Source organism: Streptomyces sp. NPDC006798, assembly GCF_040635975.1.
Lineage (GTDB): Bacteria > Actinomycetota > Actinomycetes > Streptomycetales > Streptomycetaceae > Streptomyces.
On record NZ_JBEYIS010000057.1, the window covers coordinates 17,547 to 43,740 of the forward strand.

Genomic DNA, 26,194 nt, shown 5'->3' on the forward strand with positions numbered 1-26,194 from the left:
CCGGGGCGATGCGGCGCTGGGTGATCCACTGTTCGACGTCGGTGGCGCTGTAGAGGACCACGCGTCCGGCCAGGGGTACGAACGGCGGTCCTTGGCAGGGGTGTGCGGTGCGCCCGCGTCGCGCAGGTCCGGCGCTATGCGGGGCGGGACACGCAGGTGGTCGATGCCCGGTGGGGGACCGTGATGAGCGGGATCGTGGACGGGCACGCCCACCCGGTGGCCGCCGGTGCCGCGACGCTCAACCCGAGCCTGGGCTATCTGGAACTGACCATTCCCCGGCTGCAGGAGCTGTTGCGGGGGTTCCTCGCCGACCCCGGGTACGGCGGCGAGCCAGACGGCTGGCTGGTCGTGGCGGACGGGGACCCGGTGGGGCTGCTGCCCGCCGGAACCGTTCCCCACCACCGGTTCCTCGACGCCCTCCCGACCCGCCGGCCGATCGTGATCGTCGCCACCGACGGTCACAACAGCTGGGTCAACCGGCGGGCGCTGGACCTCGCCGGGATCACCGCCACCACCTCCGACCCTCCGGGCGGACAGATCGAACGGGACACGGACGGCGCGCCCACCGGACCCCTCAAGGAGGAGGCCCAGGGCCTGGTCCACGAATCCTCCCCGACCACCCGGTCAGCGCGGTGACCGAGGCCACCGCCCAGGCTCTCGCGCGGTCCGTCGCACAGGGAATCACCGCATTTGCGGACACAGCCGCAGGGAAGGCCGCGCAGACGCGATCGGCCGAAGCCGCGGCCCGGCCCCCGGCACACGCGAACCGCCACCAGCCTTGCAAGGGCCATGCCTGAGCGCGGTCCCACGATTCGACGGCTCCGACTCCGGTCAGGACGTGCCCGGCGGGCCGTCGCACGGCAAGGGAGTCTGGCGAGTGGCCGGCGAGCCGAGATCGAGGGCCCGGCCATTGGCGTCCGACCCGGGCGGACACGCCGCCGTCGAGGCGGTCGTCTTCAGGGCCAGAGTTTCCCTGTCTTCGCGCTCGCCCACCTGCTGGGCTTCGGCTTGATGCCCAGGATCAGGAACTGGAAGGAACTGACCTTCTACCGGCCCTCCAAGACCACGGAGTACGTGCACATCGACGCCCTGTTCTGGGAGCCGGACACGAACTCGATCGATTTTGACCTGATCGAGTCCCAGTTTCGCCACCTGATGCGGGTGGCCGTCTCCGTGCGCGAAAGCGCCGTCTCCTCCTCCACACTGCTCAAGCGCCTGCGCTCCGGCTCGTGGAAGAACGCCACGCGGCCTTCCGCGAGGTCGGCCGCGTGATCCGCACCGTCCAGCTCCTGCGTTACTTCTCCCACGCACCGCTGCGCTGGCGGGTGACGGCGGCGACCAACAAGGTGGAGTCGTTCAACCGGTTCTCCCAGTGGAACGGCTTCGGCGACCGCGGCGTCATCGCGGACAACGTTGTTGGAGGACTGCTCCGTGGCCACGGTCTCACCGGCGGCCGAGGCGGAGCGGGGGGCGCGGGAGGTGCCGGAGGCACGGCGCCCGTCGGGGCGGTGACCCCGCCCGGCGGGACCGGCGTCGGCGGACGCGGCGGGACCGGCGGCAAAGGCGGTGGCGGCGGCACGGGCGGAAACGGGGCAGGCAGCATCGGAGGAGGTGCCAACGGCTCCAACGGCGCCTCAGGAGCCTCCGGGACCGTCGGCAACAACGCAAGCCCCGGTTACGCACTGATCACCTGGTAACACCACGCCCGCCCGCCGACAGAAACCGGAGTGTGCAACGCGGGACAGGATGACACCGGATTCACCAGCGCGCCTCGGCGCTGTATCCGACTCAGCCACCGGACGGTGTCCGTCCGGCGGCTCACGTCCCTCAGCAAGGCGCGTGAACCTACCCGTGTCCAGTGCGTCGGGTCCGACGTCATGATCGCACTGTGGTGCCTGCCCGTCCACGCCCTCCAGCCGCCGGGCACCGCGGCTGACCTGCCGCCGAAGACGCCTGCCGGCGTACGGACTTAGATCCCAGTCGCGTACTTTTCTTCGTCCCCACCTGTCAGGCCACGTTCGTCTCGCGCTCGATGGCCTGGAGTCGGTTCTATGCGGTTGTGAGGGTGTCGATCTGGGTGGCGAGGTCAGGGTGGGTGGTGGCCAGGTGGGGGCGGGCGGCGGTCAGGGGGGCGATGAGGCGGGTGGGATCGTCATGGGCGAGGGCCGCGTGGAGTGCGCTGAGCGGGCGGCGGCCGGCGGGGGGCAGGTCGGTGAGTGCGGTGATCTGGCCTGCGAGACGGCGCAGGTCGGCCGCGTTGCGGCGGGCCCTGGTGGTGGCGGTGCGGTTGGTGGCGCGGGCCTGGCGGGTGGCTGTCACGCGCTGTTCGCCGGTGGTCCCGGCCGGGCCGGGCCGACCGCGCAGGTAGCGGCGTTCGGCGGCCTGGCGGCTGGCGACGCCGAGGGGGTGGGCGAGGTCGGCCCAGCTGGCTCCCGCGTCGCGGGCGGTTTCGATCAGGCCGGTCTCCCATCCGGCGAGCTGCTCGCGCACCTGTCGCAGGAGCATCAGAGAGGCCAGGGCCTGCTGCGGGCCCGGCCCGGGGCCGAAGGCACCAGGGGCTTCGTGCTGAGCGGTGCGCAGAGCATCGTCTATGGCTTCCAGGGCTGCCGCGGCGGCGAGGAACGAGGCCGGGCTGTGGGCGTCGGCGTCGGCGGGGACCGACTGGTCGGGTGCGGTCACGGGCACCTCCCTCGGGTTGTCATCCAATGGATGACACTGTGGTTGTCATCCATTGGATGACATGTTACAACGGTTCCAGTGAAGCGCATCGGCAGTCACTGCCGAAAAGGAACGCATGGAGGTGTTTCATGATGTTGATGCGCACCGACCCCTTCCGTGAGCTGGACCGGCTGGCGCAGCAGCTGATGGGCCCGGGGACGTGGTCGAAGCCGTCGGCGATGCCGATGGACGCCTTCCGCGAGGGCGACGAGTACGTGGTGGCCTTCGACCTTCCCGGTGTCACCCCGGACGCGATCGACGTCGACGTCGAGCGGAACATGCTGACGGTGAAGGCGGAGCGGCGGCCGGTGACCAGGGCCGACGATGTGCAGATGGAGCTGTCCGAGCGGCCGCTGGGCGTGTTTTCCCGCCAGATCGTGCTCGCCGACACCCTCGACACCGAGCACATCCGGGCCGACTACGACGCGGGCGTGCTGACCCTGCGCATCCCGATCGCCGAGCGCGCCAAGCCCCGCAAGATCTCCATCGGCGCCGGGGCCGGGCAGAAGGAACTCTCCGGCTGACCGCGGCCGGACCGGTGCGGAGGACGGGCACCTGATCTCCCCTCCATCCCGCCCTCCGCACCCCCGCCCTTGTGAACAGTCCGAGGAACAAGGGGGCAACATGATGGCTCTGCGACACGAAGCGTTCCTCAACCACGTCAGGGAACGCGGCCAGTACGACACCGTTGAGGAAGCCGAGCGCGCGGCCCGCGTGGTACTCGCCCTGCTCGGCGCGCACCTGGTCGGCGAGGTACGCGCCCGGCTCGCGGCTCGCCTGCCGGAGGAATTCGCCCTGATCCTGCTCAACCCGCTCCAGAGCGCCGAACCACTGCCGACGGAGCGGTTCGTGCGGGCGGCCGCGGCCTGGATCGAGGGCGCCACCGAGCAGACCGCGACCTGGGACGTCAGCGCCGTGCTGTCCACCGTGGCCGACACCGCGGGCGACGACCTGCTGGAACAGATCCTGCTCCAGCTCCCCGCCGGCTACGACCTCCTCTTCGGACGCCCCCAGCCCACCTGACCACCGGCACCATCCAACCCTGGCTTGACGAAAGGCATGCACCGCAGTGATCACCGACGTGCGCATACCCCTTGAGGTCCAGCAGCCGTACTCGAAGGCGTACGAGCAGATGCTGGAGAAGGTCCGCTACGAAGGCGCCTACCCCACCCGCGAGCGGGCCGACGAAGCCGTCCGCCTGGTCCTTTCCGGACTGGGACGCCAGCTGACCGGCGACGAACGCGTCGACCTGGCCGCCTGCCTGCCCCTGGAAGCCGCACGCATCCTGACCGCACAGATCCCCGACAACCAGCCGCTCACCGGCTGGGCGTTCGTCAAAGACCTCGCCTCCCGCACCGGCGCATCCCTGGCCACCACCCGCTGGGACACCGGCTCCGTCCTCTCCACCGTCGCCGCCCACGCCGGCCCCCACCTGACCACCCGCATCCTCCACCAGCTCCCCACCGGCTGGGCCCTCCTCTTCGGCCGAGCCGAACGCACCTCCGCCGCGTAGACAAGCACCCGACTCCAAGCACCCTATGAGGACCGCGTTAGGTCTGTCTGGGTCTTGGTGTCCTGTTGGGCAGGGGTTGGTGGCAGGTGGTGCAGATGCCGGTCCAGCGCCCCGGGGTGTTCGGGAGGGTGTCGAGGACCTGGTAGAGGGTGAGCGCGGCCTGCGGGCTTTTGGGAGGCAGGCGCTGTTCGGTGAGGAAGGCGTGGGTCGCGGTCATGAGGGTGACGTGGTGGTGCCAGTCGGTCCAGGAGCGGCCTTCGAAGTGGCCCAGACCCAGAGAGTGCTTGAGTTCGCGGTAGTCGTGCTCGATTCGCCGGCGGCCTTTGGCTGTACGGACCAGATCGACGAGTGGTGTGTCGGCCGGCAGGTTGGAGAGCCAGTGGTCAGTCGGTTCTGGCGCGTCGGTGGGCCATTCGGCCAAGAGCCAGCGGTCGGGCAGGACTCCGTCCTCCGTCCCACCCAGTCCTGTGTGAGAAGGCGGCGGCTTAGACCGGGCGCTCGACCGCGTGGCTGGCAGGGCGCACGCGGACGGCGGCGAATCGTGAGCGCAACGGGTCCAGCATCAGCCCCCGCAGATAGCAGTCACCCTTCGCCCGCTGGTCCTTCCGCGGCAGCGAGGCGAACACATCAGCCAGGAACAGCGCCAACTTCGCCCGAGCTCGGTTCACTTCCAGTAAGTTCACCCCACCACCATGCTGTCAACCGAGCCCATGAGAAAGACCTAGGGCGTGTCTTGTGGATCTTGCTGGGCTCGCGCGCCCTGGCACCGCGCCTCGCCGCGTTGTCGTCAATCGCCAATGCTCCGCAGTGGCTCATTCCTCCGCCTTGAGATCCACGGCACCAGACCCCGTTCACTAACCCAGCCTGATCCACAAGACACGCCCTAACGGCGTCCTACTGGGCGAGGCAGTCCGACTCGCACGTGGCGGTCACAAGGTGTGCGCGCTGCAATAGGCAAGGCGAGCGGCTCCGTACCCTCCGATGCCGTGAGGCGGGTACGGAGCCCGCCAGGTCCAGGTCCGGGAAGACCCGGTGGGCCGGGTGGAGTGGACCGTCGCCATCGACTCCACGGTCAACCGTGCTCGTCAGCACGCTGCGGACGCCCGCAAAAAAGGGGCCGCAGACGGTGACGAAGCAGACCGCGAGACCGGCATGATCGCGAAGTGGCACCGGCATGCGGCCGGTGAACTGGCCTTTCACGGATTTGCGGCGAGTGCCGTCCTTCTTTCCGCTCTCGAAGCGTTCCACGGCTTGCAGCAGCCGGATCTCTCCCGCGCGGCCTTCTCGGCGTCGGTCAGCACCCCGCCCTGCGTGTATGTCACGGTCCAGGGCCACCGGAGCCCGTCCACCGGCTTCAGGCGAATGGCTCCGGACCGTTCAGTCAAGTTCAGCAGCCCAAGCAGGGCCAAAAGGATCTCCCGCACCAGCAGTGGAGGAACCTACCTCGATCAGGTGATTCCGTGGGTTTTTGATTGGCCGTCGGTGCCGGTCGTGCTCCACTGCTAGTGGATGCTCCGCCTTCTGCGGAGCGGATCCCGCTCCTGCGCCCGATGCCCGATCCATGAGGATGAGGACGGTACGATCGTGAGGAAGATCCGGGTCGCCGCGCTGGCGGCAGCCACCCTGCTGGCCTGTACGACACCTTCCGCTCTGGCGGCCGAACAGGACGAGAACTGGCAGTACGGCAGCGCCACCTTCTACGGCGGCGCCGATGGCTCCGGCACCACGGGCGAGGCCTGCGGCTACGGGAACCTCAATGAGGACCTGCCCGGCGAACTGACCACAGCGGTCAGCACCGCCCTCTTCCAGAACGGTGCGAACTGCGGGGCGCGATTCAAGGTCAGGTGCGAGCGCAGCAGTTGGTGCCTGCCCGGCCAGCCTGAGGTCACGGTCGTGGTCACCACCCTCTGCCCCCCGAACTGGTATCTCCCCAGCGATAATGGTGGCTGGTGCAATCCCCCGCGGAGGCACTTCGATCTCTCCCAGCCGGCCTACAGCCGGATCGCTGAGATCCGCAGCGGCATCGTACCCATCTCGTTCGCCGAGGCGGATGCCGACAGCACCGCACCGATGCGCTACACCATGAATGGCATCCCCGGCGTCAACCGTTTGAGTGTCATCTCCAATTCCAGGTGGCCCGTCAAACAAGTGTCGATCAAGGGCACCAACACCGGCTGGCTGCCGATGTTCCGCACCCAGGGCATCATCTTCACGACGGCCGCTCTCCTCCAGGGGCAGGCCCTCAGCATCAAAGTGGTTGACACCCACGACCGAACCGTCATCAGCAATGACGTCTTCCCCGCCAACTGGAGCTTCGGGCAGACCGTGACAGCGCCGGGGTTCTGAGCCGAAGGCAATCACAGAAACGCGCAGGGCCGGCCAACCCCTGCCCTTCCCGGCCAACTCCCGCCCAGCCGGCGAGTTCGCCGACTGGGCGGGTGGTCATTGCCGGTGTGCCGGGCAGCCTGTGCCAACTGACGTACCGATAGACGGACGGCTGGGCCGGGTCGAGACCGGTGCCGACAGCCACCGGCACTTGCTGGTCCGCCCGCAACCCGGGGAGCGGCGAACTCGCCTTCTGCCTGTGCTGGTCCCCGAGCCGGGTACCGCCGTCCGAGCCGGTCCGGGTGGCCGGGGCGTCTTCTGCCCCGTCACGGTGATCAACGACGGGTGGACCCGGTTCGACACGGCCGTGCCGGACCGGTTCCGGCCCGGACCACGCCACCGGCAGGGCCTGGCCGCTCTGGTGTGCAGCAGCTCTGAGACCGAACCCCGCACGGCAACAGGCGGCCAGGGGCGCCGGGGTGCACGACGGCACGTCGGCGAGGAAAACGGCTGAGGCGGACTGACGGAAGTGATGAGGTTCGGGCAGCGGTATCCGAGGCCGAGGACACCAGGCGTCCCCGGCGGGCAGGGGAGCGTGATCACATGATGCGCGGCCGGGAGCAGCGGGCGTCCCGTACGGCGACGGAGCCGTTGCCGCAGGACCGGCAGGCGAGGAGCGGACCGGAGCGGGACCCCATCCGACCGGCCCACGCATCAGATCAGTTCAGAGTGCACAGGAGGCCGGTGACGCTGGTGGGCGCGGCCGCGACGCCGGCGACACCCAGAACCGGGACGCAGGTCAGGGTGCGGGCATCGGAGCGGCGCACGATCAGGAACGTCGTGGTCAAGGTCCCCGTCGACGGCGCGCCGCCGAAGGTCGTACACAGCGTGGCGCCTTCGCCGGGGCCCGGTGTGGTGGTGCCCTGGATGATGTCGCACAGATACCCCGGGGTGGCTGCGTTCGCGGGGGGTGCCAGGGCCAGTGTCGCGCCGACGACGGCCAACGCCAGACCGGCGGTGAACGGTAAGCGGCCGGTGAACGATCGAGAAACCATCGAGCGAACCTCCCGAAGCGACAACGCGCCCGGGCCCCCTCGCGGAGCCCGGTACGGCCGTCGACGTCCCCAGAGTCGTACCGCCATCCCGGCCATGCCAGTGGTGAACGGCGCACGTTGAGGCACCACCGGCGCACGCCACCATTCCCGCACGCCCCGCCCCCGATTCCCCCGCGAAAAGCAGAAAGGTGGCATCATGCGTCGGACCGGCACGGGCTCCCGGGCGACATCCGGCCTGCCGAGATCCTTCTGTCGTACACGTGTCCCGCGAAGGCCGCGTGCCAGCCGATGGACCCATGGCAAAGTCGCTCTGCGGGCCGCTCGTTCGGCGGTCAAAGCCGTGCCGGATGTCCACGTCGGGGCACTCGACGGCCAGGGTGTCGGCACCGGGGTAGGTGAAGGGTAACCGGGGCGCCGGGCTCCGAGGATCTGGCCCGGCAGGCTGCGGGCGCTTCTCCCAACGTTTGCGTTGCGCGGCAATCCACGGCCTGGCTGGCATCGAGGACTTGATCGCGGCCCTTGGAGGACGTAGTGGCCTGTGGTGGACAGCCGCCCCGGATGGTCGCCGACCTGCGTGCACCCCAAGGATCTGGCGGAGGAACTCCCGGGGAGCGTGCCTCTGGTACCGCCCGTCATGAGGCATCTGGCCTGCGAACGCCGGGCTGTCGTCCCGGGCCCGGGATCAGCGGCGGTCGCTCGACTTGTCCGGGCGGGACCGCAGCGCCCCCGGGCCGATAGTCACAGTGCGTCACTCGATTAGGCGACTTTGCCTTTCGCTTGCAGGCAGGTCGGGCAGCCCTTCGTAGGAGCCATGGGCGCGGAGGTTTCGCGCCAGACGGGTGTCGGCGGAACGAAGGAGACATCCTGTGAATGAAAATGTCATGCACCCGACTGTCGCATCCGCGAAGTATGAGGGGGACCAGAAGTGCGCGCCCCACAAGTACTTGCGGATGTGGTCGGGGAACTCCTGGCGGATCCTGCGGGCGGAGACGCCTTTGAGGGAGCCGACCAGCTTGAAGATTGCGACCTTGGGTGGGTAGCGCTCCAGCAGGTGGACGTGATCGCGTTCGCCGTTGAACTCGACCAGCTGGGTTTCTAAGTCGGCGCAGACGGACCGCATGACTTCCTCGCAACGCCGAAGGATCTCGTCGGTGAATGGTCCGCACCGGTATCTGGGTGTGAAGACCAAATGGGCATGGAGGGTGTAGACGACGGTACGGCCCCTTCGGACGTTGGGGTTTTGTTCCCAGCGTGGTGACATAGACCAACCCTAGGATGATGGTCCGCATGAAGATCGTCGTGCAGGTCAAGCTGATTCCGGATGCCGTGCAGGCGCTCGCCATCGGCGCGACCCTGCACATGGTCAACGAGCGGGCCAACTGGGTTTCCGAGGTGGCGTTCGCTCATGGTGTGCCGCGTGAATACGAACCGCGCAAGCACACCTATGCCGAGCTCAAGGCCGCCGGGCTCGGGGCGCAGGCCGCACAGCACACGATCAAGAAAGTGCGCGACGCCTACACCACATTGAAGGCGAACCTCCGTGCGGGAAACCTGAGCAAGCCCGGCTCCAAGCGCCGGCGCTTGGCCGAGTCCAAGCCAGTCACCTTCCGGCCCGAGTCCGCGCACCCGTACGACGACCGCTGCCTGTCGTGGCAGTACGACGCGCAGACCGTCAGCATCTGGACCACCGCCGGACGCCTCAAGGACGTCGCCTTCGTCTGCTCCGCCGACGCGCTCAAGACGCTGCGCGAGTACCGCAGGGGCGAGTCGGATCTGATGGAACGTGGTGGCGTCTTCTACCTGATCGCGGTGTGCGAGATCCCCGAGGCCCCGGTCAACGAGAAACCGTCCGAGTTTATCGGCGTGGGCCTCGGCATCGTCAACATCGCTACCACATCCACCGGCTACCGGGCCGCCGGACGCGGCCTGAACCGGCACCGCAAGCGGCAGCTCGAACTGCGCCGCAAGCTCCAGGCCAAGGGTACCCAGTCCGCCAAACGACGCCTCAAGCACCGTAGCCGCAAGGAAGCGCGGTACGCCGCGAACATCAACCACATCATCTCGAAGAAGATCGTCACCACCGCTGAACGCACCGGACGCGGTATCGCCCTGGAAGACCTCATGGGCATCCGCGACCGGGTACGGCTCCGCAAGGACCAGCGGGCACAACTGCATTCGTGGAGCTTCCACCAGCTCGGCTCCTTCCTTCAGTACAAGGCACCCCGGGCCGGGGTGCCGCAGGTGTACGTCGATCCGGCGTACAACAGCCAGCGTTGCTCCGAGTGCGGAAACATCGACCGGAGGAACCGAGTCGACCAGGCAACGTTCGCGTGCCGCGCCTGCGGCGTCACCATGCACGCGGACGACAACGCGTCCCACAACATCGACCGCCTCTCCTCCCGGCGGTTTCGGCGGCGGGGGAACAGATCCTCCCGCGACGGCGGGCAGAGCCACCCCTTCCGAACATCGCGATGTAAGGGTAGGCTCGCCTAAGTTGATCATTGTGTGCGGTGGAGGAGATCGTGATCGAAGCGCGCTCCGCGCTCCTGGGCCCCCTGGAGGTTCGCCCGGCGCGGCAGCGGCTGACAGGAGCCGGCGGCCGACGCCGCTGGGCCGGACTGCTGGTGCTGCTGGGAGTGGTGGCGCCCTGGCCGGCCTGGTGCTGGCCCACCACACGGTGATGCTGCGCAACCACCGCCACGCCGGTGAGCTCTCCAGCGCCCTGCTGCGGCTGCTCCACACCCGGCTGGGCGAAGCGCTGACCCGCATCCCGCTGGGATGGTTCGCCGAAGGACGCGCGGCGACCGTCAACCGGCTGGTCACCAAGACCGCCGTCGACGTGGCCACCGCCCCCGCCCACCTGGTGGCCCCGGTGGTGGCGGCGGTGGTCACCCCGGCGACCATCGTCGTCGTCACCCTGGCCGTGCAATGGCAGATCGGGCTCGCCCTGCTGCTCGGCGCCCCGCTGCCGCTGCTGGCCTACCGTCTCTACCTCCGGGTTATCGAGCGGGTCGAGGACACCTGGGAGACCGGCACCAACCGCGCCTCCGAGCGGGTCCTGGAGTACGCGCGACAGCAGCCGGTGCTACGGGCCTACGGCGGTGGCGGCGCTGCCCTGGACCGGGCCCTCACCGACCAGGACGCCGGTGCCCGGGGCATGGTCCTGGGCAACTCGGCGGCCATCGCGCCGCTCTTCCTGGCCCTTCAGGCGGTACTCACCTCGGTGCTGGCGCTCACCGTCGTACTCGCCCTCGGCGGCGGAGGCGACATCGCGGTGCTGATCGCCGTGATGGTGCTGGCCGTGCGTTTCGTGGAGCCGCTGACGGCCGTGGCCGAGGTCGCCGGCGGTCTGCGGATCGCCGCCGTGGGGCTGCGGCGCCTCCGCGCGGTACTGGACACCCTGCCGCTGCCGGAGCCCGACCGGCCCGCGGCCTTCGGGCCGCCGTCGGTGGAGTTCCGTGAGGTCGGCTTCGGCTACACCCCGGACCGCACGGTCCTGCACACCCTGTCCTTCCGCGCCGAGCCCGGCACGCTGACCGCGCTGGTCGGGCCTTCGGGCGCCGGGAAGTCCACCGTGCTCTCCCTGATCGCCCGCTTCCACGACGCGGACAGCGGCGCCGTGCTCGTCGGCGACCGGGACGTACGCGAGCTGGGCACGGAGCGGTTGCTGAGCCGGATCGCCCTGCTCTCCCGGCATCCGTACCTCTTCGAGGAGTCCATCGCCGAGAACATCCTGCGGGCCCGGCCCGGTGCCGGACCCGGCGAACTGGACCGGGTGGTCCGGCTGGCCCGCGTCGACGAGATCGCCGCCCGGCTGCCGGACGGCCTCGGCACCCGCGTCGGCGAGGGCGGGGCCACCCTCTCCGGAGGCGAGCGGCAGCGGGTCTCGATCGCCCGCGCCCTGCTCAAGGACGCCCCGATCGTGCTGCTGGACGAGGTCACCTCCTCACTCGACGCCGTGAACGAGCGACTGGTCCAGCAGGCCGTCACCCCGCTCGCCGCCGACCGGACGGTGCTGGTGGTCGCCCACCGGCTGGAGACCGTCGAGGGCGCCGACCGGATTCTGGTGCTGGACGGGGGCCGGATCACCGAGTCCGGCACCCACGAGGAACTGCTGCGGCTCGACGGCGTCTACAGCCGCTTCGTCGACCGCCGCCGTCAGGCCGCCGCCTGGCATCTCACCGGCGCCGGACGTGCCCGCCCCGTCAGCGGCGCGCGCCCTTCGGTGACCGACCCTCGGGAGTAGCGAGCACGGGCGGCCCCGGACCGGAGTGTCCGGGGCCTGTCCCGTCGACGATCTCGGGGGCGTGCCCGTCGCTCTTCGGGGACTGTCCGGAGCCATTCGGCAGCGAACTCGCTTGACGGGGCCTGATACTGGGACGCCTACGGCGAAGCGGATCAGTGATCAGAGGGGACGGTCGGGTGAGCACTGCCGGTACGAAGCGGCGTCGGGGCGTGGGCGGCGGGCGAAAGGAGCGGCATGCCGTCGTGGTGGGCGGGAGCCTCGCGGGTCTTCTCGCCGCCCACGCCCTCACCGGGTACGCGGACCGGGTGACCCTTGTGGAGCGCGACAGGTTCCCGGAGGGCATGGAGCCGCGGCCCGGTGTACCGCAGGGACGGCATCCGCATGTCCTGCTGGAGGGCGGGCAGACGGCCCTGGAATCACTGCTGCCGGGCTTTCTCACGGAGTTGACGGCGGAGGGGTCGCCACGCGTGGGTATGCCCTCCGGCCTGCTGATCCGGCAGGACGGGCGCTGGATTCGGCGGCTGCCCGCCACCACGCACATCCACACCGGTTCCCGGGCGCAGCTGGAAGGGCTGATCCGGCGGCGGGTTCTCGCCGATCCGGTCATCGAAGTGCTGGAAGGGACCGACGTACGAGGGCTCCTCGGGGACGCCGCCAGGGTCCGGGGCGTACTGCTGCGGCAGCGTTCCGGTGGCACCCGGGGGAAGCCGGACGAGCTGGAGGCCGACCTGGTCGTCGACGCGTCGGGCAGCGGCACGAAGGCCGCGCGATGGCTCACGGCGATCGGGGCCGAGGCCGCGTACGAGGAGACCATCGATACCGGGCTCGCCTACGCCTCCCGCCTCTACCGGGGCCCGAGCGGGTCCCTCGACGGCGACACGGCCGGCTACTACGTCTATCCCGGCCCGGACCAGACCCGCGCCGGCGGCGCGCTGCCACTGGAGGACGGCACTCATCTGGTCATCCTCTCGGGGCTGCGCGGCGACGAACCGCCCACGGGCGCGGACGAGTTCGTCGCCTTCGCGAAGCGGCTGCCGCATCCGCCCCTGCACCGGTGGCTGGACCGGGCCGAGCCGCTCTCCCCGGCGTTCGGCTACCGGCAGCCCGTGAACATCCGTCGTCGCTACGACCTTCCCGGTCGGCATCCGGCCGGATTCCTCGCCACGGGCGACGCCCTGTGCACCTTCAACCCGATCTACGGGCAGGGCATGGCCGTCGCGGCGATGAACGCGGTCGCCCTGCGCGACGCCCTGGCCGAGCCGGGCCGGACCCCCACGACCCGCCGCGTCCAGCGGGCGATCCTGGCGTCGTCCCGGCTGGCGTGGGACATCTCCGCGGGGGCGGACCGCAAGATGCCCGGCGCCATCGGCACGGCGGTCGGCTCCGGCCCCGCGGACCGCGCGGCCGACTGGTATCTGCGACGCGTCCAGGCCCGCTACTACGGCGACCCCGTGGTGGGGCGCGCCTTCCGCTCCGTACTGGGCCTCGCCGCTCCCGTCACAGCGCTTCTCACCCCGTCGGTGGCCCGGGCGGTGCTGCTACGACCGCTCCCGACGACTCCGGCCGACCCTCCGATGACACCGGAGTGACAGCCGACCGCGCACCGGAGGGCCGAGGCGGCCGAGGGGCGGGCGATACGAGTCCTGCCGACGCCGACGCCGACGCCGACACCGGCCGGAAGGGCCCCATGGTTCGGGGCTGAACGCCGACCCGGGAGCCCCCCCGCCCTGTCCCTGCTATCCCTGCTGCCCCTGAGGAGGACGCCCCAATGAAGGACCCGCAGTCCCGGATCGACACCTCTGTCGCTCATTCCGCCCGTGTCTGGAACTACTGGCTCGGCGGGAAGGACAACTACGAGGCCGATCAGTTAGCCGGGGAAGCGTACGAGCGGACCTTCCCGCCGAGTCGTGCCTTCGCGCAGGAGTCCCGGCACTTTCTGCGGCGCATGATCACCTATCTGGCCGGTGAGGCGGGGATTCGCCAGTTCCTCGATCTCGGTGCGGGGCTGCCGACGGTGAACAACACACACGAGGTGGCCCAGGGCATCGCGCCCGATGCCCGGGTCGTCTACGTCGACCACGACCCCATCGTCATCCGCCATGTCGACGCCCTGCTCACCAGCACGCCCGAGGGCGCCACCGCCTATGTCGAGGCGGATATGCAGGACACGGAGACAGTCCTCGCGGGCGCGGCGCGGACGCTCGACCTCTCCCGGCCCGTGGCGCTGGTCTGCTGTGACGTCCTCGGCCATATCGTCGATCTGGACGAAGCGCTCGGCCTGATCGAACGGCTGACGCGGCGGCTGCCCTCCGGCAGCCATCTCGCGCTCAGCCACTGCTGGGCCGACGGCCCCGAGCACATCGCCGCGCAGAACGCCTACAACGCGACCGGTGCCATCCCTTACATCCTCCGCCCGCCCGCCCAGATCGCCCGCTTCTTCGAAGGGCTGGACCTCGTCGAGCCGGGGCTGACGTCCTGGCCGAACTGGCGACCGGACTCCACTACCGGTACCGCCACCATCCGTGCCGGCTGGGGAGCCGTCGGGCGCAAGCCGTAGCCGTACCCGGCCACCCCCGCCGTGGTGCTGCCGTGTCGGTGGTGAGGGCTAAGGCGCGCTGCCGTGGACGCTGATGATCCCGACTACCGGGCCCGAACGCTGACGGGCTGCGTTCCTCCGCTGTTCGTGGCACGGCTGCTCGGATTGGGTCATGAGCGGGAGGTGGAGTTCCAGGCCGGCCCCGGGGAGTGGTTCTGCGCGCTGGAGTGGGCACGGCTGCTCGGGTGCCGGGGCCGTCGCGAGCAGCCGTTGGAGGTGCTCGCCCCGTATGTCGCCACGAACTGGTGGCAGGCGGCCCGAGCGCAGGCGGAGCTGCGGGAGGGGTGGGGCCTGGCGGAGGAGGCCATCGGGCCGTGCGGCCCGTACGTGGAGGCCGGAGACCGCCTGGCGCTGGACTTCCTCGCGCGCCTGCCGGCCCGCCACGGCCGCGGCGACGAGGCGTTCATGCTGCTGCGCGCCGGGATTCGGGACTGGTTCCTCGCCGAAAGCCTGGTCGATGTCGCCGAAGCGGCAGGCACGGACGAGGCCGCGGCGGCGCTGCTGGCGGCCCGGGTGGAGGCGGCGGCTCCCGCCGGCGGCGATCTCCGGATGGAACCGTTCAACGCGGTCGGGCTGCTTGCCGCGATCAGGGAGCGGCAGGGCCGGATCGAGGAGGCGATCGCGCTGCTCCACACTCGTGAGACGACCTCCGTCAACGGCCGTGACCAGCTGGCCGACCTGCTGGCCGGACACGGTCGGATCACCGAACTGCGGGCGTACGCGGCCTCCGAGTTCCACGGGCACGCCGTGCGGCGTCTCGCCGAAGTACTGGAGGAACGCGGCGACGCGGAAGGCGCGGTCGCCGCCTGCCGCGCGTTCGGGGCTACGCCGGACGGCACGTGGCATGTGGCCGTCCCGCTGTCCGAGCTCCTGGTGCGGGACGGCCGGGGCGCCGAGGCGATCGAGGTGCTGCGCGCGCTCGTCGAACGGACCGGCGCGGAGGACTGGATCGTCGACGCTCTGTGCGCCCTCTACGCCGACCAGGGCCGGTCCCGGGAAGGACCGGAGTTTCTCGCTGCCGTCGAGGCGCGAAGCGGCGACAAGGAGGGCTGGGACTTCTTCCGGACGCGGCTTCCGCTGATGGCCGGCTGCGGCCTGCTCGATGAAGCGATCGAGCGGGTTCGGACGCATCCCGAGGGCGGCACCTGGTACGCGGCCCGGGCGCTGTCCGGCGTACTCGCCGACGCGGGCCGTACCGAGGAGGCCGCCACCGTTCTCGAACAACACCCGGCGTTCGACGGCTCTCTCCGTGCCGAGCGCCTTGTCGATCTCGGCCGCGTCGGCGACGCGATACGAGTTCTCCAGGAAGTGAGGACGAAAACCGGCCCCACCTGCCGGGGACGGCTCCTACTCCACCGAACCGCCGTTCTGACAGCTCGGGTCGGTGTGTGAACCCGTGGGTTCTCGGAGTGAACCTCTTCGGCGCCGTTCCCCTCTCCTGTGGTGAAGAGCCGTACGGGCAACGGGGGTTACCGAGTCCGGTACGGCCCGTCGGGGCATACGCCCGACGGCAGCTCAGGTCATCTGATTCCGGCGTTTGTCGCGGCGGGGCGGCCTGGCGGCATTTTTCAATGATTTATTGAGGTTCGGTGTGAATTGTTCTTACATCGCGCCGACAACGGGAGGGGACACGGGGATGAGTGACATGACGGGGGCCGCCGCGGCGGGGGCCGAGGGCGCGGGCGTGGAGTCGGCGGGTGTCGAGGAGTCCATGGGGGCGGCCGCCGCCGGCCCGACGGCGGGGTGGAAGCGGACGAAGTTCACCTTCAAGGTCCAGCGGCCCTGGGACCGGGAGGAGGTCCGCCACTACAAGCTGGCGAGCGACACGCATACCCTGCGGGTGCACAGCACCGACGAGCCCTTCGAGCAGGGCAGCAGGACCGATCCCCGGGCCGAGATGCGCTGGAACGAGGAGTACTCCACGGGCCGTCACATGTGGGACGGCGACGTCTTCCTGAAGCGGGGCTCCGACGGGGCCACCTTCGTGCAGATTCTGCGGACCAAGCGGCCGGAGGGCAGCGCCACCACCGACTTCATGCTGAACGTCTACGACCAGGACGGCGGCACGGTGAAGCTCTACAGCCGCCGGACGATCGCCACCGGCATGTACGAGCGCTGGTTCAATGTCAAGATCGCCCATGACGCGACCGCCGGGACCATCAAGGTCTGGTTCGACGACAAGCCCGTCTACTCCGGCCGGGACGAAGGCCGCGTCACCGCCCGCCACTTCAAGAACGGGCTGTACCACCATGGCGAGGGCCTCGCCCAGGTGCAGTTCCGGAATCTGACGTACTGGACGCGCTGAACCACCGTACGGAAGTCCGGAGAGGACCGGCGCGACCGATGATCCGGGCGTGCCGGGAACGGCTCGGGCCGGATCCGGGTCGGTCCGGACCGGGTCCGGCGTACGGTCGGCAGGGCCGGTCGAGGGCCCTTTCGATCACGCGGCGGTCCGGCACGGACCGACCCGGTTCACGCCCGGCTCAGTGGAGACAGAGGCAGAAAGGATGGCCTGCCGGGTCCGCGTAGACCCGCCAGTCGGCCTTCGGGCGGAGCTGGTCCGTGCGTTCCAGGACGGTCGCCCCGAGGGCGAGCGCCCGGCTCTCCTCCGCTTCGAGGTCGTCGACGTCGAAGTCCAGATGCAGCTGCTGCGGGCGGCCCTGACCGGGCCATTCGGGCGGTTGATAGCCGTCCACCCGCTGACAGGCCAGGGGTGTGCCTTCGAATCCGTGCACCTCGACCCAGTCGGGATCCTCCGGATTCACGACCACCCGGCCGCCGAGGAGTTCCGCGTAGAACTCCGCGAGCCGTACCGGGTCGGCGCAGTCCAGTGCGATGGCCTGCAGTTTGCGAATCACTTACGCACCTCTCGTCTCTCGGCCGCTTTCGCGGCACATCTCTTACGGAAGGCGTACCCGTAGCCGTGACGGGCACGCGCCCGGTGCGGCGGGTTCCCCCGGGGCACGTACCGGCCGGGGCCTTCGGCGGCCCCGGTGTCCTCGCCGTCGCCCGTGTCGGGGCCCGTGGCCTCGGCGCCGGGAGGGCGTACCGACCGCAGCAGCAGAAAGGCGCAGGCGCTGAGCAGCAGCATCAGGCCCGCACCCGTCCAGGCCGCCGCGTGGACGCCGTCGGCGCCCGGCGGCGCGGTGACCCGGACGGCGGGACGGTTCAGTCCCCGGAGCCGACGACTGCGGTGACGCGGATCTCCACGCGCATCCCGGCCAGGCCGAGGGCCGTGACACCCGTCTCGGTCCAGATCGGCTCGCGGCCGTCGAGACGGCGGCGGAACTGCTCGGCCATGACGGCGTTGTGATCGGCGCCGATGACGCCCTCCTCCGGTGTGACCTTGTGGTACGAGTTCACATGAATGACGTCCCGCCAGGTCGCGCCGACCGTGGCGAGGGTGCGTTCCACATTGTCGAAGGCGAGGACGATCTCGTCCTCCAGCGATTCGGGGACGACCAGATCGTCGTCCACCCCGGCCTGGCCGGAGATCTCGACCCGGTCGTCGACGCGGACGGCGCCGCTGTATCCGAGGGCCTTGTTCAGCTTCTCGCCGTAGCCCGGTGTGATGCCGAAGGTGACGGTGCTCATGACGCTGCCTCTTCCTGTGCGGCGGTGCGCGTTCCCCGCCCGATGACTTCACGCGTAAAGTGAGAGTAGCGAGGATGACTTCACGCGTAAAGTGAATCGGGCTGTGTCGAAGGGACGGCGGGATCCATGAGCGGTACGGGAGGGCCCGCGGGCGGCCCGGTCGGCGGGGGCGGACGCGGCGGCGACGAGGAGCCGCGATGGCTCGACGAGGGGGAGAAGGCGGCGTGGACGGGGCTGATCTCCCTCGTCCTGCTGTTGCCCGCCAAACTGGAGGCGCCGCTGCGGCAGCAGCACGGCCTCACCCTCTTCGAGTACCTCGTACTCAGCCATCTCTCCGAGGCCCCGCGGCGCACCCTGCGGATGGGAGAGCTGGCCTTTCTCGCCAGCGGCTCCCTGTCCCGGCTGTCCAATGTCGTCAAACGCTGCGAGCGGCGCGGCTGGATCGCCCGGACCCCCGATCCCGCCGACGGCCGCTACACCCTCGCCGAACTCACCGACCCGGGCTTCGACATCGTGCGCCTGGCGGCGCCCACGCATCTGCGTGCCGTACGCCGTATCGTCCTCGACTCGCTCGACCCGGCCGACCAGGCGGCGCTCGCCCGTGTCGCGGAGAAACTCCGGATCGTCCCCGACGACTTCGGCTGACGGACCCCGCGCCCCGGCCGCTACCGGGGCCCGGGGTTCGGCAGGCCGGGGCCCGGGCACACCGGGGAGGTACTTCCGGTGCTCCGGGCGTGAGACCGCGGTCGACGGCGCGGCACAGGCGGTCGATGACGGCGGTCCGGCCGGCGAGCGCGCTGTCCGGGACGCCGACGATCCCGTCGGTGCTGCCGCTGACCTGCGTGGTGCCGTCCGGCGAGAAGGCGGGATCCACCATGGAGTACTTGGTGCCGGTCAGGCTGCGGCGCGGAGTCCCGGTGGCCGTGTCCCAGAGGCGGATCCGGGAGGCGTTGACACCGGCGGTGGCGAGAGAACGCCGCCCCGGGCTCTGGGCGAAGGCGGTGACCGGACCGTCCGGGCCGGTGATCGTCGGAACCGGTTCACGGGTCTCCAGGTCCCGCCGACGGATGGATTTCGTGGTGTCACCGCTGGTGAAGAGGGTCTTCCCGTCGGGGCTGTGGGCGAGGAAGCGGGAGCTGTCGCCCGGTGCGACGGTGGTTTCTCCTTGCGCCCCGCCATCGCTTCCACCCTTGTCGTCACGGCCGGACGGCGGTACGGGGCCATCACAGCGCGTCCCGGCATTGATCGGACAGTCCCGAAGGGGTCGCCGATCAATGGCCATCGCGCGGGAAGGGGCAGGTGGGCGTAGTCGTCGACGGCGTCGTCAGCAGGGGCCGTCGGTCCTGCGGTGGGGTGGGTGTGTCCGTGGGTGGGCGATCGTCGGGGCGGCGGCCCCCGGACGATCTCCGGTGGTGCGTCGCACGACCGTGCCCTCCGGCGCGGAGGTGCCTTGGTCGGTCCGTGGCTCCGGGGTCAGCCGGGCGGTACCGCCTCGGAGTGGGAGTTCAGGATCGCCAGCTGGAGTCTCTGCAGGGGCAGTCCGGGCTCGATCCCGATCTCGGTCACCAGCCGGGTCCGCAGATCGCTGAAGACCTCCAGGGCCCGGGCGCGGCGGCCGCCGAGGGCGAGGGCTCGCATGTACTGGGCGTGCAGTCCTTCGTGGAGCGCGTGCTCGCTGGTGAGGCCCGCCAGATCCGCTATCGCCTCCTGGTGGAGGCCCGCCCTGATCCTGGTTTCCACCAGGGTTTCGGTGACCCCGAGCCGGGACTCGGTGAGCAGACGGCGTTTCGACTCGATCACCGGGCCCGCGGTCACATCGGCGAAGGCGGCTCCGCGCCAGAGGCCCAAAGCCCGGTCGAGGAGCCGGATGCCCTCGTATTCGCTGCCGGAGTTGACGGCCCGTCCGCCGAGGTCCGCCAGCCGCTGGTACTCCAGCCAGTCGAGGCGGGCGCCGCGGCTGGTGAAGGAGTAACCGCCGGCATGGGTCTCCAGAACGTCCCGCGCGATATCGGCAGGGGCCACCCCGGCGAGCCGGGCCAGGGACTTGCGGCAGTTCAGGATGTACGTCTGCAGGGTGCGGAGGCCGCTCACCGGAGCCCCGTCCGGCCACAGTTCACGCATCAGCGCCGACACGGGGACGACATGGTCCGGGTCGGCGAGCAGCATCGCCAGGACGGTACGGATTTTCGGGGCGACCGTTATGACGTCGGGGGAATTCCTGATGCCGATGGAGAGCGGGCCGAGTACTCCGAAACAGAACTCCCCGGCGGATGAGCCGGACTCGGGTGGACGGGAATGTTCTCGTGTTTCATAGGCCGGGCACTTGGGTAATCCCATGAGGTCTCCCATCGGCAGTTGAACCGCCGGGCCGCGCTGCCCGCCGGGTGGTCGCCTGTTGCCGTTTCGCCTGCGCAGATCGGTTCAGGCTAGTGCATATGCATTGTCATATGCCCGGATCGGCGGGGTATCACGCGAGCGATGGCCTGATCTCGCCGCGCAATCCCGATTTCGGACCATCGAGGGTATTCCTAACGGGATTCCGGAACCCTTTGCCCTGTGGTCTTCCCCTTGTCTTCCGTTACGTTCTCGAACCGCGCGACGCCCGGCACCAGCAGGCAGAGGAGGCTGGAGGCGGCTACCACGACACCACCGCCGACCAGTGTCGGCGTCGTACCGAACAGTTCGACGAGGGGGCCGACCAGCAGATATCCGACGGGCAGCAGCGCGTAGGCGCCCAACTGGTCCATCGCGAACACCTTGCCGAGCTGATCCTCGGGGAACGCCCGTTGCAGCGCCGACACCCAGTAGACGAAGTACAGCTCCACCACGAATCCGCCGATCGCGAAGGAGACCACCACCAGGGGGAGCGGCAGCGGACCGACGAGGCTCAGCGGCAGCAGCGCGTAGCAGGTGAGCGCCGTCATCGACACCGTGCCCCGGGCCTTCGGCCGCAGGCGTCCGGCCACCGCGATGGCGGGCAGCGCGCCCAGACCCAGGGCGGCCAGGACGTAGCCGTAGGCGATCTCGCCGCCGAACTCGTCGCGGGCGATCACGGGCAGCAGGGTCAGGGCGGTCGCCGCACCGGCGAAGAGATGCAGACAGACCGTGCCCATGACGACCATCACCCAGGGGCGGCGGCGGATCGCCCGCAGCCCTTCGGCGGCCTCGCCGAGGATCGCGGAGCGGGGGCCGGTCTTCCGCGCGGCTTCCGGTACGCGCAATACGGCGACGGCGCCGACGGCGAAGACGGCGCTGGTGATCAGCAGGGCCGGGCGGATGCCGATCAGGGTGACGGCGGCGGCACCGGCCAGTGCGCCGAGGACGGCCGAACCCCGGTGCACCGCGGAGACCAGGGCGTTGCCGCGTTCCAGCAACCGGTCCGGCAGCAGGGCCGGGACGAGAGAGCGATAGGCCGGGCGGGACAGTGCCTCACCCGCCCCGACCAGGGCGGTGATCACCGGGAGCAGGCCCAGCGGCAGCCGGGTCAGCAGCAGTGCGGTGGCCAGCAGTACCACCGCGCGGAAGCAGTCGGCGCCGATCAGTACGCGGGTGCGCCGCATCCGGTCGGCGATGATGCCGCCGATCAGGAGACAGCCGACGAGGGCGATCGCCCGCCCGGCCAGGATCAGGCCGACATCGGCGGCGCCGCCTCCCTCGCGGAGGATGTAGAGGCTGAGCGCCACGGGAAGCAACTGGTCGCCGACGGCCCCGCCCGCCTGGCCCAGCCAGAGGCGGAGAAACCGCGGATGGTCCCGTACCCGCGCGCCGCCGGGCTCTCCCGCCACGCCGGTACCGTTCGGGAGCGGGGTCTGCTCAGTCATGGATCGCCTTCTGTGTGCGGTGCGCCGGGGCCGGTGCGCGACGCGCCGCGGGCGTCGTCCGGTACCGCCCGGGCCGGGGTCGCGGTCTGTCAGCGTACGGTCCCGGTCCCGGGGCCGTACGGCGTCAACCGGCCAGGGGAAACCGGACACCGGCCCGGCGCGAGGTGGCACCCCGGGCGCGCGCCGGAGGCCGGCGGGTCAGCGGGCCGTCGTCGGCGACGGGAAGGCGTAGTCGGCGGGGAGCAGGCGATCCGTGCCGTCCGGGACCCCGGCGGACAGCAGATAGACGGCGAACTCCTCGTCGGGATCCACCCCGAGCAGCCGCTCCACCCCACTGTCCGCGAAGGCCACCGTCTGGAACGGGCCGAGACCCAGGGCGGTGGCCGCCAGGGCGAAGGTCTGGCCGTAGTGCCCGGCGTCGTACATCCACAGCCGGTAGGCGCGCGGATGCCGGTACTTCCACGCCAGCCGGTTGGCGACCGCCGTGGTGAAGATCGTGAAGGCGCCCTGGTACGACGCCTCCTGCTCATGGGTCAGCTCGGCCACCCGCTCACGCGGGACGTCGGGGTCGAGGAGTTCGAGGCAGTGCCGGGCCGCCGAGTAGTGGTAGAGCCCGGGGGTGACTCCGGCGACGTTGTACGCCACCACATACGCCTCCACCTCGTGCCGTCCCCCGGCCGAGGCGCTGACCCGGCACTGCTGGGTGCCGAACGTGCCGCCGCTGATGAACCGGTGCGGCGCGAAGCTGTGGAAGAGCAGGGTGCTGAGCTGGTCCAGGGTGACCGGCTCGGCCGTGAAGAGGCGATGGGTGCGGCGGCGGGCGAAGAGTTCGTCCGTCGGCATGGCCAGGGGGAGCGTACGGCGCGGCAGCGGTACCACCTGATGCCCCGGGTACTCCTTGAACGCCTCCGGCGCCCCGCCCTCGGCCACGATCTCCTCCGCCACACCGGCACGTTCGGGCGCGTCCGAGAGATAGGCGGCGTCCCGCGCCTCCAGATGGAAGCGCCGGGCCACCAGGCCCCAGTGCTCCCAGAGCCGCGGGGTGGTGTCGGTGCCGTCGGGGGTGGCGAGCACCCCGAGCCCGATCAGGGACGTGACGGCCTCGCGGATCTTCGGCTCGTTCTCCGGGCCGAACGCGGCGACGAGTTCGTCCAGTTCGATGCCCGTACCCGCGGTATCGACCACCTTCAGCAGATCCGGCGACAGCCTGACCCACTGCCGTCGCCCGGGGAGCCCGATTTCCAGTCCTTCGGGGAGCCAGCGGCAGATCAAGTGCTCCGGGCGGCGGACTTTCGGCATGGCTTCCCTCTCCGGGCGGGGGCGGGGGTCGGTGGACGGGCGGTACCGTGGGACGGAGCACGACCGACGGCAGGACCGCGCCCGGTTGCGATGCACGGCTCGCATCACAACCGGGCGCTCCGTACCCGGCCCGGTGGTGCGGGCCGTCAGCTGGACGGGTGGTGCAGCAGCACCTTGTCCGCGTCCTCGATGATCTCGATGACGAGCTCCATTGTTGTCACCCCCATTTCCTCGCCCGGACGTCCCGACGGCGTTTCGCCGACGGGGCCGAAGCTCTTCCGGAATCCCCCCGCAGAGTAATCTCCGGGGTTTTTCCGATGTGAACTCCGGCTGCGTGAAGAACGCTACGTCGCCCGGATTAGTCGAATCAAGGCGGCAGGGCGAGTCTGGCGTAAAAGAGCAGGTCCGAAAGTCGGGGTGATAGTGAAGTGCCTGGTCGGAGTGGGTTTCCGGGGTCGGCGGAGCGCGTATGGCGCTGCCGAAAAAGATTGCGGACGACTTACGAACGGATCTTGAGCGAACCTCGACAGGGGGGCGTTATCATGTCCGCTAAATCATTCACTTCGGCCGCGTCGCATTCTGCGGCGGCGGGCGTGGAATGCGTGATCGCGTCGTACCAGAGCGGCTATACGGTCGCGGGAGCGGGCATCCAATGAGGTGGTCCGGGTATCTATACGGGCCATCAGGTATTCGGTGCCGATACTGATGACATCGACGGAGGAACTGTCGAAGGTGCCCAGACTCGCCCGTTCGTGCAGGACGGCGACGGCGGTCCTCACCGGCTGGTCGAAACCGCGTGACGCGAGGAACTCCCGTAATTCGGCCGCGGGCTCGCCGACCTGCCGGCCCCAGGAACGGCCGCCGCCGTCCGTCAGCACCCCTCGGCCGCGGAGATTCCCGTAGCGGTCGAATTTCTCGAAACTCCAGTGATCGCCGACCACATGGACACAGACGGCGCGTCCTTTGACCTCGACGGCCCAGATACCCGCGGGCCCCACCAGCAGATGATCGATCTCGCCCCGGCGATTGGCGTAGCCGCGGAACACCAGCCACTCGTCGGACAGTTGCTCCAGCGCGCGGGTGAGCCGCTCCTCGGCGTCGACCCCCGCCTCCTGCTTCGCCCGCCGCTCGTGGACGCCCGGGTCGATGACCGGTGCCCGGGCCTCCAGCGCCCTGGCGGCGCGGCGTTGCGCGAGCCGCTTCGTCCATTGCCACCACCGACGCGACGCCGCGTGCCGTAACCGGAGTTCGGCCACGGCGGACGCGTGCGCGGCGGCGGAGCGCCGATGATTCTCGATCAGCTCCTCGGTCCGGAGGAGTTGACTGCCCGGATAGTCGGAGAGCACCTCTATCAGCATCGGAGAAGGCTAAGACCTGACGGGAGATCACATCCCGTACTTCGACGGAATCGAACCCGCCGACCGGGCAATCCGGTACGAGTGCCGGACGTCCGGTCATCCGGTCGTCCGAAGCGGTACGGTCGCGGCTCCGGGGGCAGGATGTACTCGTCCCGGAAAAGACGGCCGCGATACGGCGGCGCTCCGGGGAAGCCGGGGCGATCGGGGCGGGCGGTGGCCACGTCGTTCGCCGCCGCCCTTCGATCCGGACGGCTCCCGGCCGGCGGTGCGGCACACCGACGGAGGTGTCCGGGTCCGGGACGTCGACCGGCCGAAGGCCCCGGCGTACGGCGGCGCCCCGGGGGCGGGCTCCGGCCGGCTGGTCGGATTTGGCCCCCGGCGCGGTGTCGTCACCTGTCAGCCGAGCACCCGCCGGATCCGGATCCACGACCCGTCGGGTGACGGGACCGGCTCACCGCCGACACGGGACAGCTCCGGCAGACGTTCCAGCTGCGCCCCGACATCTGGTTCCGCGCTGTGTGCGCCGCCGCCGGACGCGACTGCACCGCGGCCGAAGGGAAGCCGCTCCCGCCGGGCTCCCCTTCGGAGCCCCGCGCGCCTGAGCGGGGCGGTCCGCACGGCCGGACCCGGCTTCCGCGCCGGACCCGGCCCGGGGTGCCGGGGCAGGCCGACGCCGGGGCGGAGGAGGGCGGCCGGTCGGCCTCTTCCGGGGCAGGGCGCGCAAGACGTACCAGGCCAAGCGATTCCGCCGTCCCCTCGGAGCGCTCACCCCGGAGTACGAGGACCGGTGAGGTCGCCGTGCCGTCATCCGCCGCCCCCGGGCCCGGGCGGGTCGTCCGGCTCGGGCGCCCGTCGTTTGTGCGGCTCGCGGCCGGTCGCCCACGCGACGGCGGCGATGTCGTCGGGGCCGTAGAGAGTACGCAGCGCGGAGACGGGCATTTTGGCCGTGGCGGCCAGTTCGGCCTCCGGGTAGCTGTCCGGGTCGGCGAACTCCCGGGCGTAGGCGACCAGTTTGCGGATCTCCGCCTCCGCCTGCCTTTTGCGGTAGCAGGCGGTCAGCAGAGACCACAGGAGCGGGTCACCCGCCCGGCCGGACCGTGCCCCGTCCTTCAAGGTGGCCGCCAGTTGGTCGCGGGCGGCGTACATGTCGTCGACGAAGTCGAGGAAGTGCTCCTCCGGTACGGAGCCGGGCTCGGGCATGGGGTGGAAGATCGAGGCGATGTCGTAGGAGATGCTCATAGGCGCAGAGTGGCGACGGGTCGCGATGATCGCAACGGACGGCGGGGGCCTTCGTCCCGCAGTACGTCGTCCCGTGGGTACGTGCCGACGCCGCCCCGCACGTCGATACATGGGGCGGCGTCGGCGCTAGGGCGTGTCCGGAAAGTAGCGCCGTCCGCCCGGAGGGCGGGGCCTGCGGCGTCCGGTGCGTGCGAATTCGCGACGGCGGTGGGGGTCCCCCCGGCGAAGCCAGGGGGCGGTTTCCCTCGTACTGGACGTACTTGGGAATCCCGACAACACAGCGATTGTGCGTGCCGGGCGTCGCGGGCCGGGCGGGACTTTCCGGACACGCCCTGGGGCGTGTCTGACGGATCTTGCCGGGCTCGCGTGCCCTGGCACCGCGCCTCGCCGCGTTGTCGTCGGTCGCCTACGGCCCCCTGCGCCTGGCGGC

General features: G+C 70.5%; 23 protein-coding genes and 4 pseudogenes. 15 read left to right on the forward strand and 12 right to left on the reverse strand.

The genetic code is table 11. From position 1 onward, the window contains the following. Window positions 1–183: 183 nt before the first annotated feature. Together ABZ714_RS29140 and ABZ714_RS29145 are read left to right on the forward strand one after the other, a co-directional pair. A complete protein-coding gene (locus tag ABZ714_RS29140) occupies window positions 184–636 on the forward strand; it encodes an amidohydrolase family protein (protein WP_358828341.1) in 453 nt (150 codons plus the stop codon). Between the two features lie 375 nt (window positions 637–1,011). Then, window positions 1,012–1,697: pseudogene (locus tag ABZ714_RS29145) on the forward strand (Tn3 family transposase). Between the two features lie 352 nt (window positions 1,698–2,049). Here ABZ714_RS29145 and ABZ714_RS29150 read toward each other — a convergent pair. Continuing rightward, on the reverse strand, window positions 2,050–2,679 hold the full coding sequence (locus ABZ714_RS29150) for a type III effector protein (protein ID WP_358828342.1): 630 nt from the start codon (window positions 2,677–2,679) through the stop codon (window positions 2,050–2,052). A 131-nt stretch (window positions 2,680–2,810) separates the two neighbouring features. On the opposite strand from ABZ714_RS29150, the gene ABZ714_RS29155 reads away from it, so the two are divergent. The 3 genes from ABZ714_RS29155 to ABZ714_RS29165 all read left to right on the forward strand — a co-directional run bounded on the left by ABZ714_RS29155 (window position 2,811) and on the right by ABZ714_RS29165 (window position 4,231). After that, entirely contained in the window at window positions 2,811–3,242 is a 432-nt protein-coding gene (locus ABZ714_RS29155; RefSeq protein WP_358828361.1) for an Hsp20/alpha crystallin family protein, read from the forward strand. Between the two features lie 103 nt (window positions 3,243–3,345). Further along, window positions 3,346–3,741 (forward strand): DUF2267 domain-containing protein, encoded by a 396-nt coding sequence (locus ABZ714_RS29160; protein WP_358828362.1) that lies wholly within the window; start codon window positions 3,346–3,348, stop codon window positions 3,739–3,741. A gap of 46 nt (window positions 3,742–3,787) precedes the next feature. Next, complete coding sequence (locus tag ABZ714_RS29165; protein ID WP_358828343.1) at window positions 3,788–4,231, forward strand: DUF2267 domain-containing protein; 444 nt, start codon at window positions 3,788–3,790, stop codon at window positions 4,229–4,231. A gap of 117 nt (window positions 4,232–4,348) precedes the next feature. On the opposite strand, the pseudogene ABZ714_RS29170 reads toward ABZ714_RS29165, so the two are convergent. Then, a pseudogene (locus ABZ714_RS29170) lies at window positions 4,349–4,785 on the reverse strand (IS701 family transposase); the annotation flags it as partial. A 454-nt stretch (window positions 4,786–5,239) separates the two neighbouring features. Between ABZ714_RS29170 and ABZ714_RS29175 the strand changes: the two are divergent. Then, window positions 5,240–5,371: pseudogene (locus ABZ714_RS29175) on the forward strand (IS5/IS1182 family transposase); the annotation flags it as partial. A gap of 444 nt (window positions 5,372–5,815) precedes the next feature. Then, the gene (locus tag ABZ714_RS29180) at window positions 5,816–6,577 is read left to right on the forward strand and encodes an RlpA-like double-psi beta-barrel domain-containing protein (RefSeq protein WP_358828344.1); all 762 of its coding nucleotides are present in this window, start codon (window positions 5,816–5,818) and stop codon (window positions 6,575–6,577) included. A 698-nt stretch (window positions 6,578–7,275) separates the two neighbouring features. Here ABZ714_RS29180 and ABZ714_RS29185 read toward each other — a convergent pair. Continuing rightward, window positions 7,276–7,611, reverse strand: coding sequence for a hypothetical protein (locus tag ABZ714_RS29185; protein WP_358828345.1), 336 nt, complete (start codon window positions 7,609–7,611; stop codon window positions 7,276–7,278). Window positions 7,612–8,506: 895 nt separating this feature from the next. Then, window positions 8,507–8,872 (reverse strand): annotated as a pseudogene (tnpA, locus tag ABZ714_RS29190) (IS200/IS605 family transposase); the annotation flags it as partial. Window positions 8,873–8,898: 26 nt separating this feature from the next. Here tnpA and ABZ714_RS29195 point away from each other — a divergent pair. The 7 genes from ABZ714_RS29195 (at window position 8,899) to ABZ714_RS29225 (ending at window position 16,758) form a co-directional block, all read left to right on the forward strand. Further along, window positions 8,899–10,104, forward strand: a complete 1,206-nt coding sequence (locus ABZ714_RS29195; protein ID WP_358828346.1) for a transposase — start codon at window positions 8,899–8,901, stop codon at window positions 10,102–10,104. 17 nt (window positions 10,105–10,121) lie between these two features. After that, a complete protein-coding gene (locus ABZ714_RS29200; protein WP_358828347.1) occupies window positions 10,122–10,292 on the forward strand; it encodes a hypothetical protein in 171 nt (56 codons plus the stop codon). Beyond that, entirely contained in the window at window positions 10,292–11,857 is a 1,566-nt protein-coding gene (locus tag ABZ714_RS29205; RefSeq protein ID WP_358828348.1) for an ABC transporter ATP-binding protein, read from the forward strand. Before ABZ714_RS29200 ends, ABZ714_RS29205 begins: the two co-directional genes overlap by 1 nt. A gap of 245 nt (window positions 11,858–12,102) precedes the next feature. Further along, a complete protein-coding gene (locus ABZ714_RS29210; protein ID WP_358828363.1) occupies window positions 12,103–13,446 on the forward strand; it encodes an FAD-dependent monooxygenase in 1,344 nt (447 codons plus the stop codon). A 179-nt stretch (window positions 13,447–13,625) separates the two neighbouring features. Continuing rightward, on the forward strand, window positions 13,626–14,414 hold the full coding sequence (locus tag ABZ714_RS29215; protein WP_358828349.1) for an SAM-dependent methyltransferase: 789 nt from the start codon (window positions 13,626–13,628) through the stop codon (window positions 14,412–14,414). Window positions 14,415–14,477: 63 nt separating this feature from the next. After that, on the forward strand, window positions 14,478–15,845 hold the full coding sequence (locus ABZ714_RS29220) for a hypothetical protein (protein ID WP_358828350.1): 1,368 nt from the start codon (window positions 14,478–14,480) through the stop codon (window positions 15,843–15,845). Between the two features lie 244 nt (window positions 15,846–16,089). Continuing rightward, window positions 16,090–16,758 carry a cinnamyl alcohol dehydrogenase gene (locus ABZ714_RS29225; RefSeq protein ID WP_358828351.1) on the forward strand — a complete coding sequence of 223 codons (669 nt, stop codon included), beginning with the start codon at window positions 16,090–16,092 and terminating at the stop codon, window positions 16,756–16,758. Window positions 16,759–16,936: 178 nt separating this feature from the next. On the opposite strand, the gene ABZ714_RS29230 is transcribed toward ABZ714_RS29225, so the two are convergent. The 3 genes from ABZ714_RS29230 to ABZ714_RS29240 form a co-directional block, all read right to left on the reverse strand. Next, window positions 16,937–17,311, reverse strand: coding sequence for a VOC family protein (locus tag ABZ714_RS29230; RefSeq protein WP_358828352.1), 375 nt, complete (start codon window positions 17,309–17,311; stop codon window positions 16,937–16,939). After that, window positions 17,308–17,544 (reverse strand): hypothetical protein, encoded by a 237-nt coding sequence (locus ABZ714_RS29235; RefSeq protein WP_358828353.1) that lies wholly within the window; start codon window positions 17,542–17,544, stop codon window positions 17,308–17,310. The genes ABZ714_RS29230 and ABZ714_RS29235 overlap by 4 nt, the downstream gene beginning before the upstream one ends. A gap of 77 nt (window positions 17,545–17,621) precedes the next feature. Beyond that, entirely contained in the window at window positions 17,622–18,047 is a 426-nt protein-coding gene (locus ABZ714_RS29240) for a Rid family hydrolase (protein WP_358828354.1), read from the reverse strand. Window positions 18,048–18,173: 126 nt separating this feature from the next. Here ABZ714_RS29240 and ABZ714_RS29245 point away from each other — a divergent pair, with 126 nt between their 5' ends. Further along, window positions 18,174–18,692 (forward strand): MarR family transcriptional regulator, encoded by a 519-nt coding sequence (locus ABZ714_RS29245; protein WP_358828355.1) that lies wholly within the window; start codon window positions 18,174–18,176, stop codon window positions 18,690–18,692. 828 nt (window positions 18,693–19,520) lie between these two features. Here the strand turns inward: ABZ714_RS29245 and ABZ714_RS29250 are convergent. The 5 genes from ABZ714_RS29250 to ABZ714_RS29270 all read right to left on the reverse strand — a co-directional run bounded on the left by ABZ714_RS29250 (window position 19,521) and on the right by ABZ714_RS29270 (window position 25,764). Further along, the gene (locus ABZ714_RS29250; protein WP_358828356.1) at window positions 19,521–20,213 is read right to left on the reverse strand and encodes an AfsR/SARP family transcriptional regulator; all 693 of its coding nucleotides are present in this window, start codon (window positions 20,211–20,213) and stop codon (window positions 19,521–19,523) included. Between the two features lie 362 nt (window positions 20,214–20,575). Further along, complete coding sequence (locus tag ABZ714_RS29255) at window positions 20,576–21,868, reverse strand: MFS transporter (RefSeq protein WP_358828357.1); 1,293 nt, start codon at window positions 21,866–21,868, stop codon at window positions 20,576–20,578. Between the two features lie 198 nt (window positions 21,869–22,066). Beyond that, entirely contained in the window at window positions 22,067–23,167 is a 1,101-nt protein-coding gene (locus tag ABZ714_RS29260; RefSeq protein ID WP_358828358.1) for a SagB/ThcOx family dehydrogenase, read from the reverse strand. Between the two features lie 554 nt (window positions 23,168–23,721). Next, window positions 23,722–24,525 (reverse strand): nuclease-related domain-containing protein, encoded by an 804-nt coding sequence (locus tag ABZ714_RS29265; RefSeq protein ID WP_358828359.1) that lies wholly within the window; start codon window positions 24,523–24,525, stop codon window positions 23,722–23,724. An 804-nt stretch (window positions 24,526–25,329) separates the two neighbouring features. Beyond that, complete coding sequence (locus ABZ714_RS29270) at window positions 25,330–25,764, reverse strand: hypothetical protein (protein ID WP_358828360.1); 435 nt, start codon at window positions 25,762–25,764, stop codon at window positions 25,330–25,332. Window positions 25,765–26,194: the final 430 nt, after the last annotated feature.

Coding starts and splice junctions, on each gene's coding strand:
- ABZ714_RS29140 (WP_358828341.1), top strand. CDS start 184: ATGAGCGGGATCGTGGACGGGCACGCCCACCCGGTGGCCGCCGGTGCC.
- ABZ714_RS29155 (WP_358828361.1), top strand. CDS start 2,811: ATGTTGATGCGCACCGACCCCTTCCGTGAGCTGGACCGGCTGGCGCAG.
- ABZ714_RS29160 (WP_358828362.1), top strand. CDS start 3,346: ATGGCTCTGCGACACGAAGCGTTCCTCAACCACGTCAGGGAACGCGGC.
- ABZ714_RS29185 (WP_358828345.1), bottom strand. CDS start 7,611: ATGGTTTCTCGATCGTTCACCGGCCGCTTACCGTTCACCGCCGGTCTG.
- ABZ714_RS29195 (WP_358828346.1), top strand. CDS start 8,899: ATGAAGATCGTCGTGCAGGTCAAGCTGATTCCGGATGCCGTGCAGGCG.
- ABZ714_RS29205 (WP_358828348.1), top strand. CDS start 10,292: ATGCTGCGCAACCACCGCCACGCCGGTGAGCTCTCCAGCGCCCTGCTG.
- ABZ714_RS29215 (WP_358828349.1), top strand. CDS start 13,626: ATGAAGGACCCGCAGTCCCGGATCGACACCTCTGTCGCTCATTCCGCC.
- ABZ714_RS29225 (WP_358828351.1), top strand. CDS start 16,090: ATGAGTGACATGACGGGGGCCGCCGCGGCGGGGGCCGAGGGCGCGGGC.
- ABZ714_RS29235 (WP_358828353.1), bottom strand. CDS start 17,544: ATGCTGCTGCTCAGCGCCTGCGCCTTTCTGCTGCTGCGGTCGGTACGC.
- ABZ714_RS29240 (WP_358828354.1), bottom strand. CDS start 18,047: ATGAGCACCGTCACCTTCGGCATCACACCGGGCTACGGCGAGAAGCTG.
- ABZ714_RS29245 (WP_358828355.1), top strand. CDS start 18,174: ATGAGCGGTACGGGAGGGCCCGCGGGCGGCCCGGTCGGCGGGGGCGGA.
- ABZ714_RS29250 (WP_358828356.1), bottom strand. CDS start 20,213: ATGCTGCTCGCCGACCCGGACCATGTCGTCCCCGTGTCGGCGCTGATG.
- ABZ714_RS29255 (WP_358828357.1), bottom strand. CDS start 21,868: ATGACTGAGCAGACCCCGCTCCCGAACGGTACCGGCGTGGCGGGAGAG.
- ABZ714_RS29260 (WP_358828358.1), bottom strand. CDS start 23,167: ATGCCGAAAGTCCGCCGCCCGGAGCACTTGATCTGCCGCTGGCTCCCC.
- ABZ714_RS29265 (WP_358828359.1), bottom strand. CDS start 24,525: ATGCTGATAGAGGTGCTCTCCGACTATCCGGGCAGTCAACTCCTCCGG.
- ABZ714_RS29270 (WP_358828360.1), bottom strand. CDS start 25,764: ATGAGCATCTCCTACGACATCGCCTCGATCTTCCACCCCATGCCCGAG.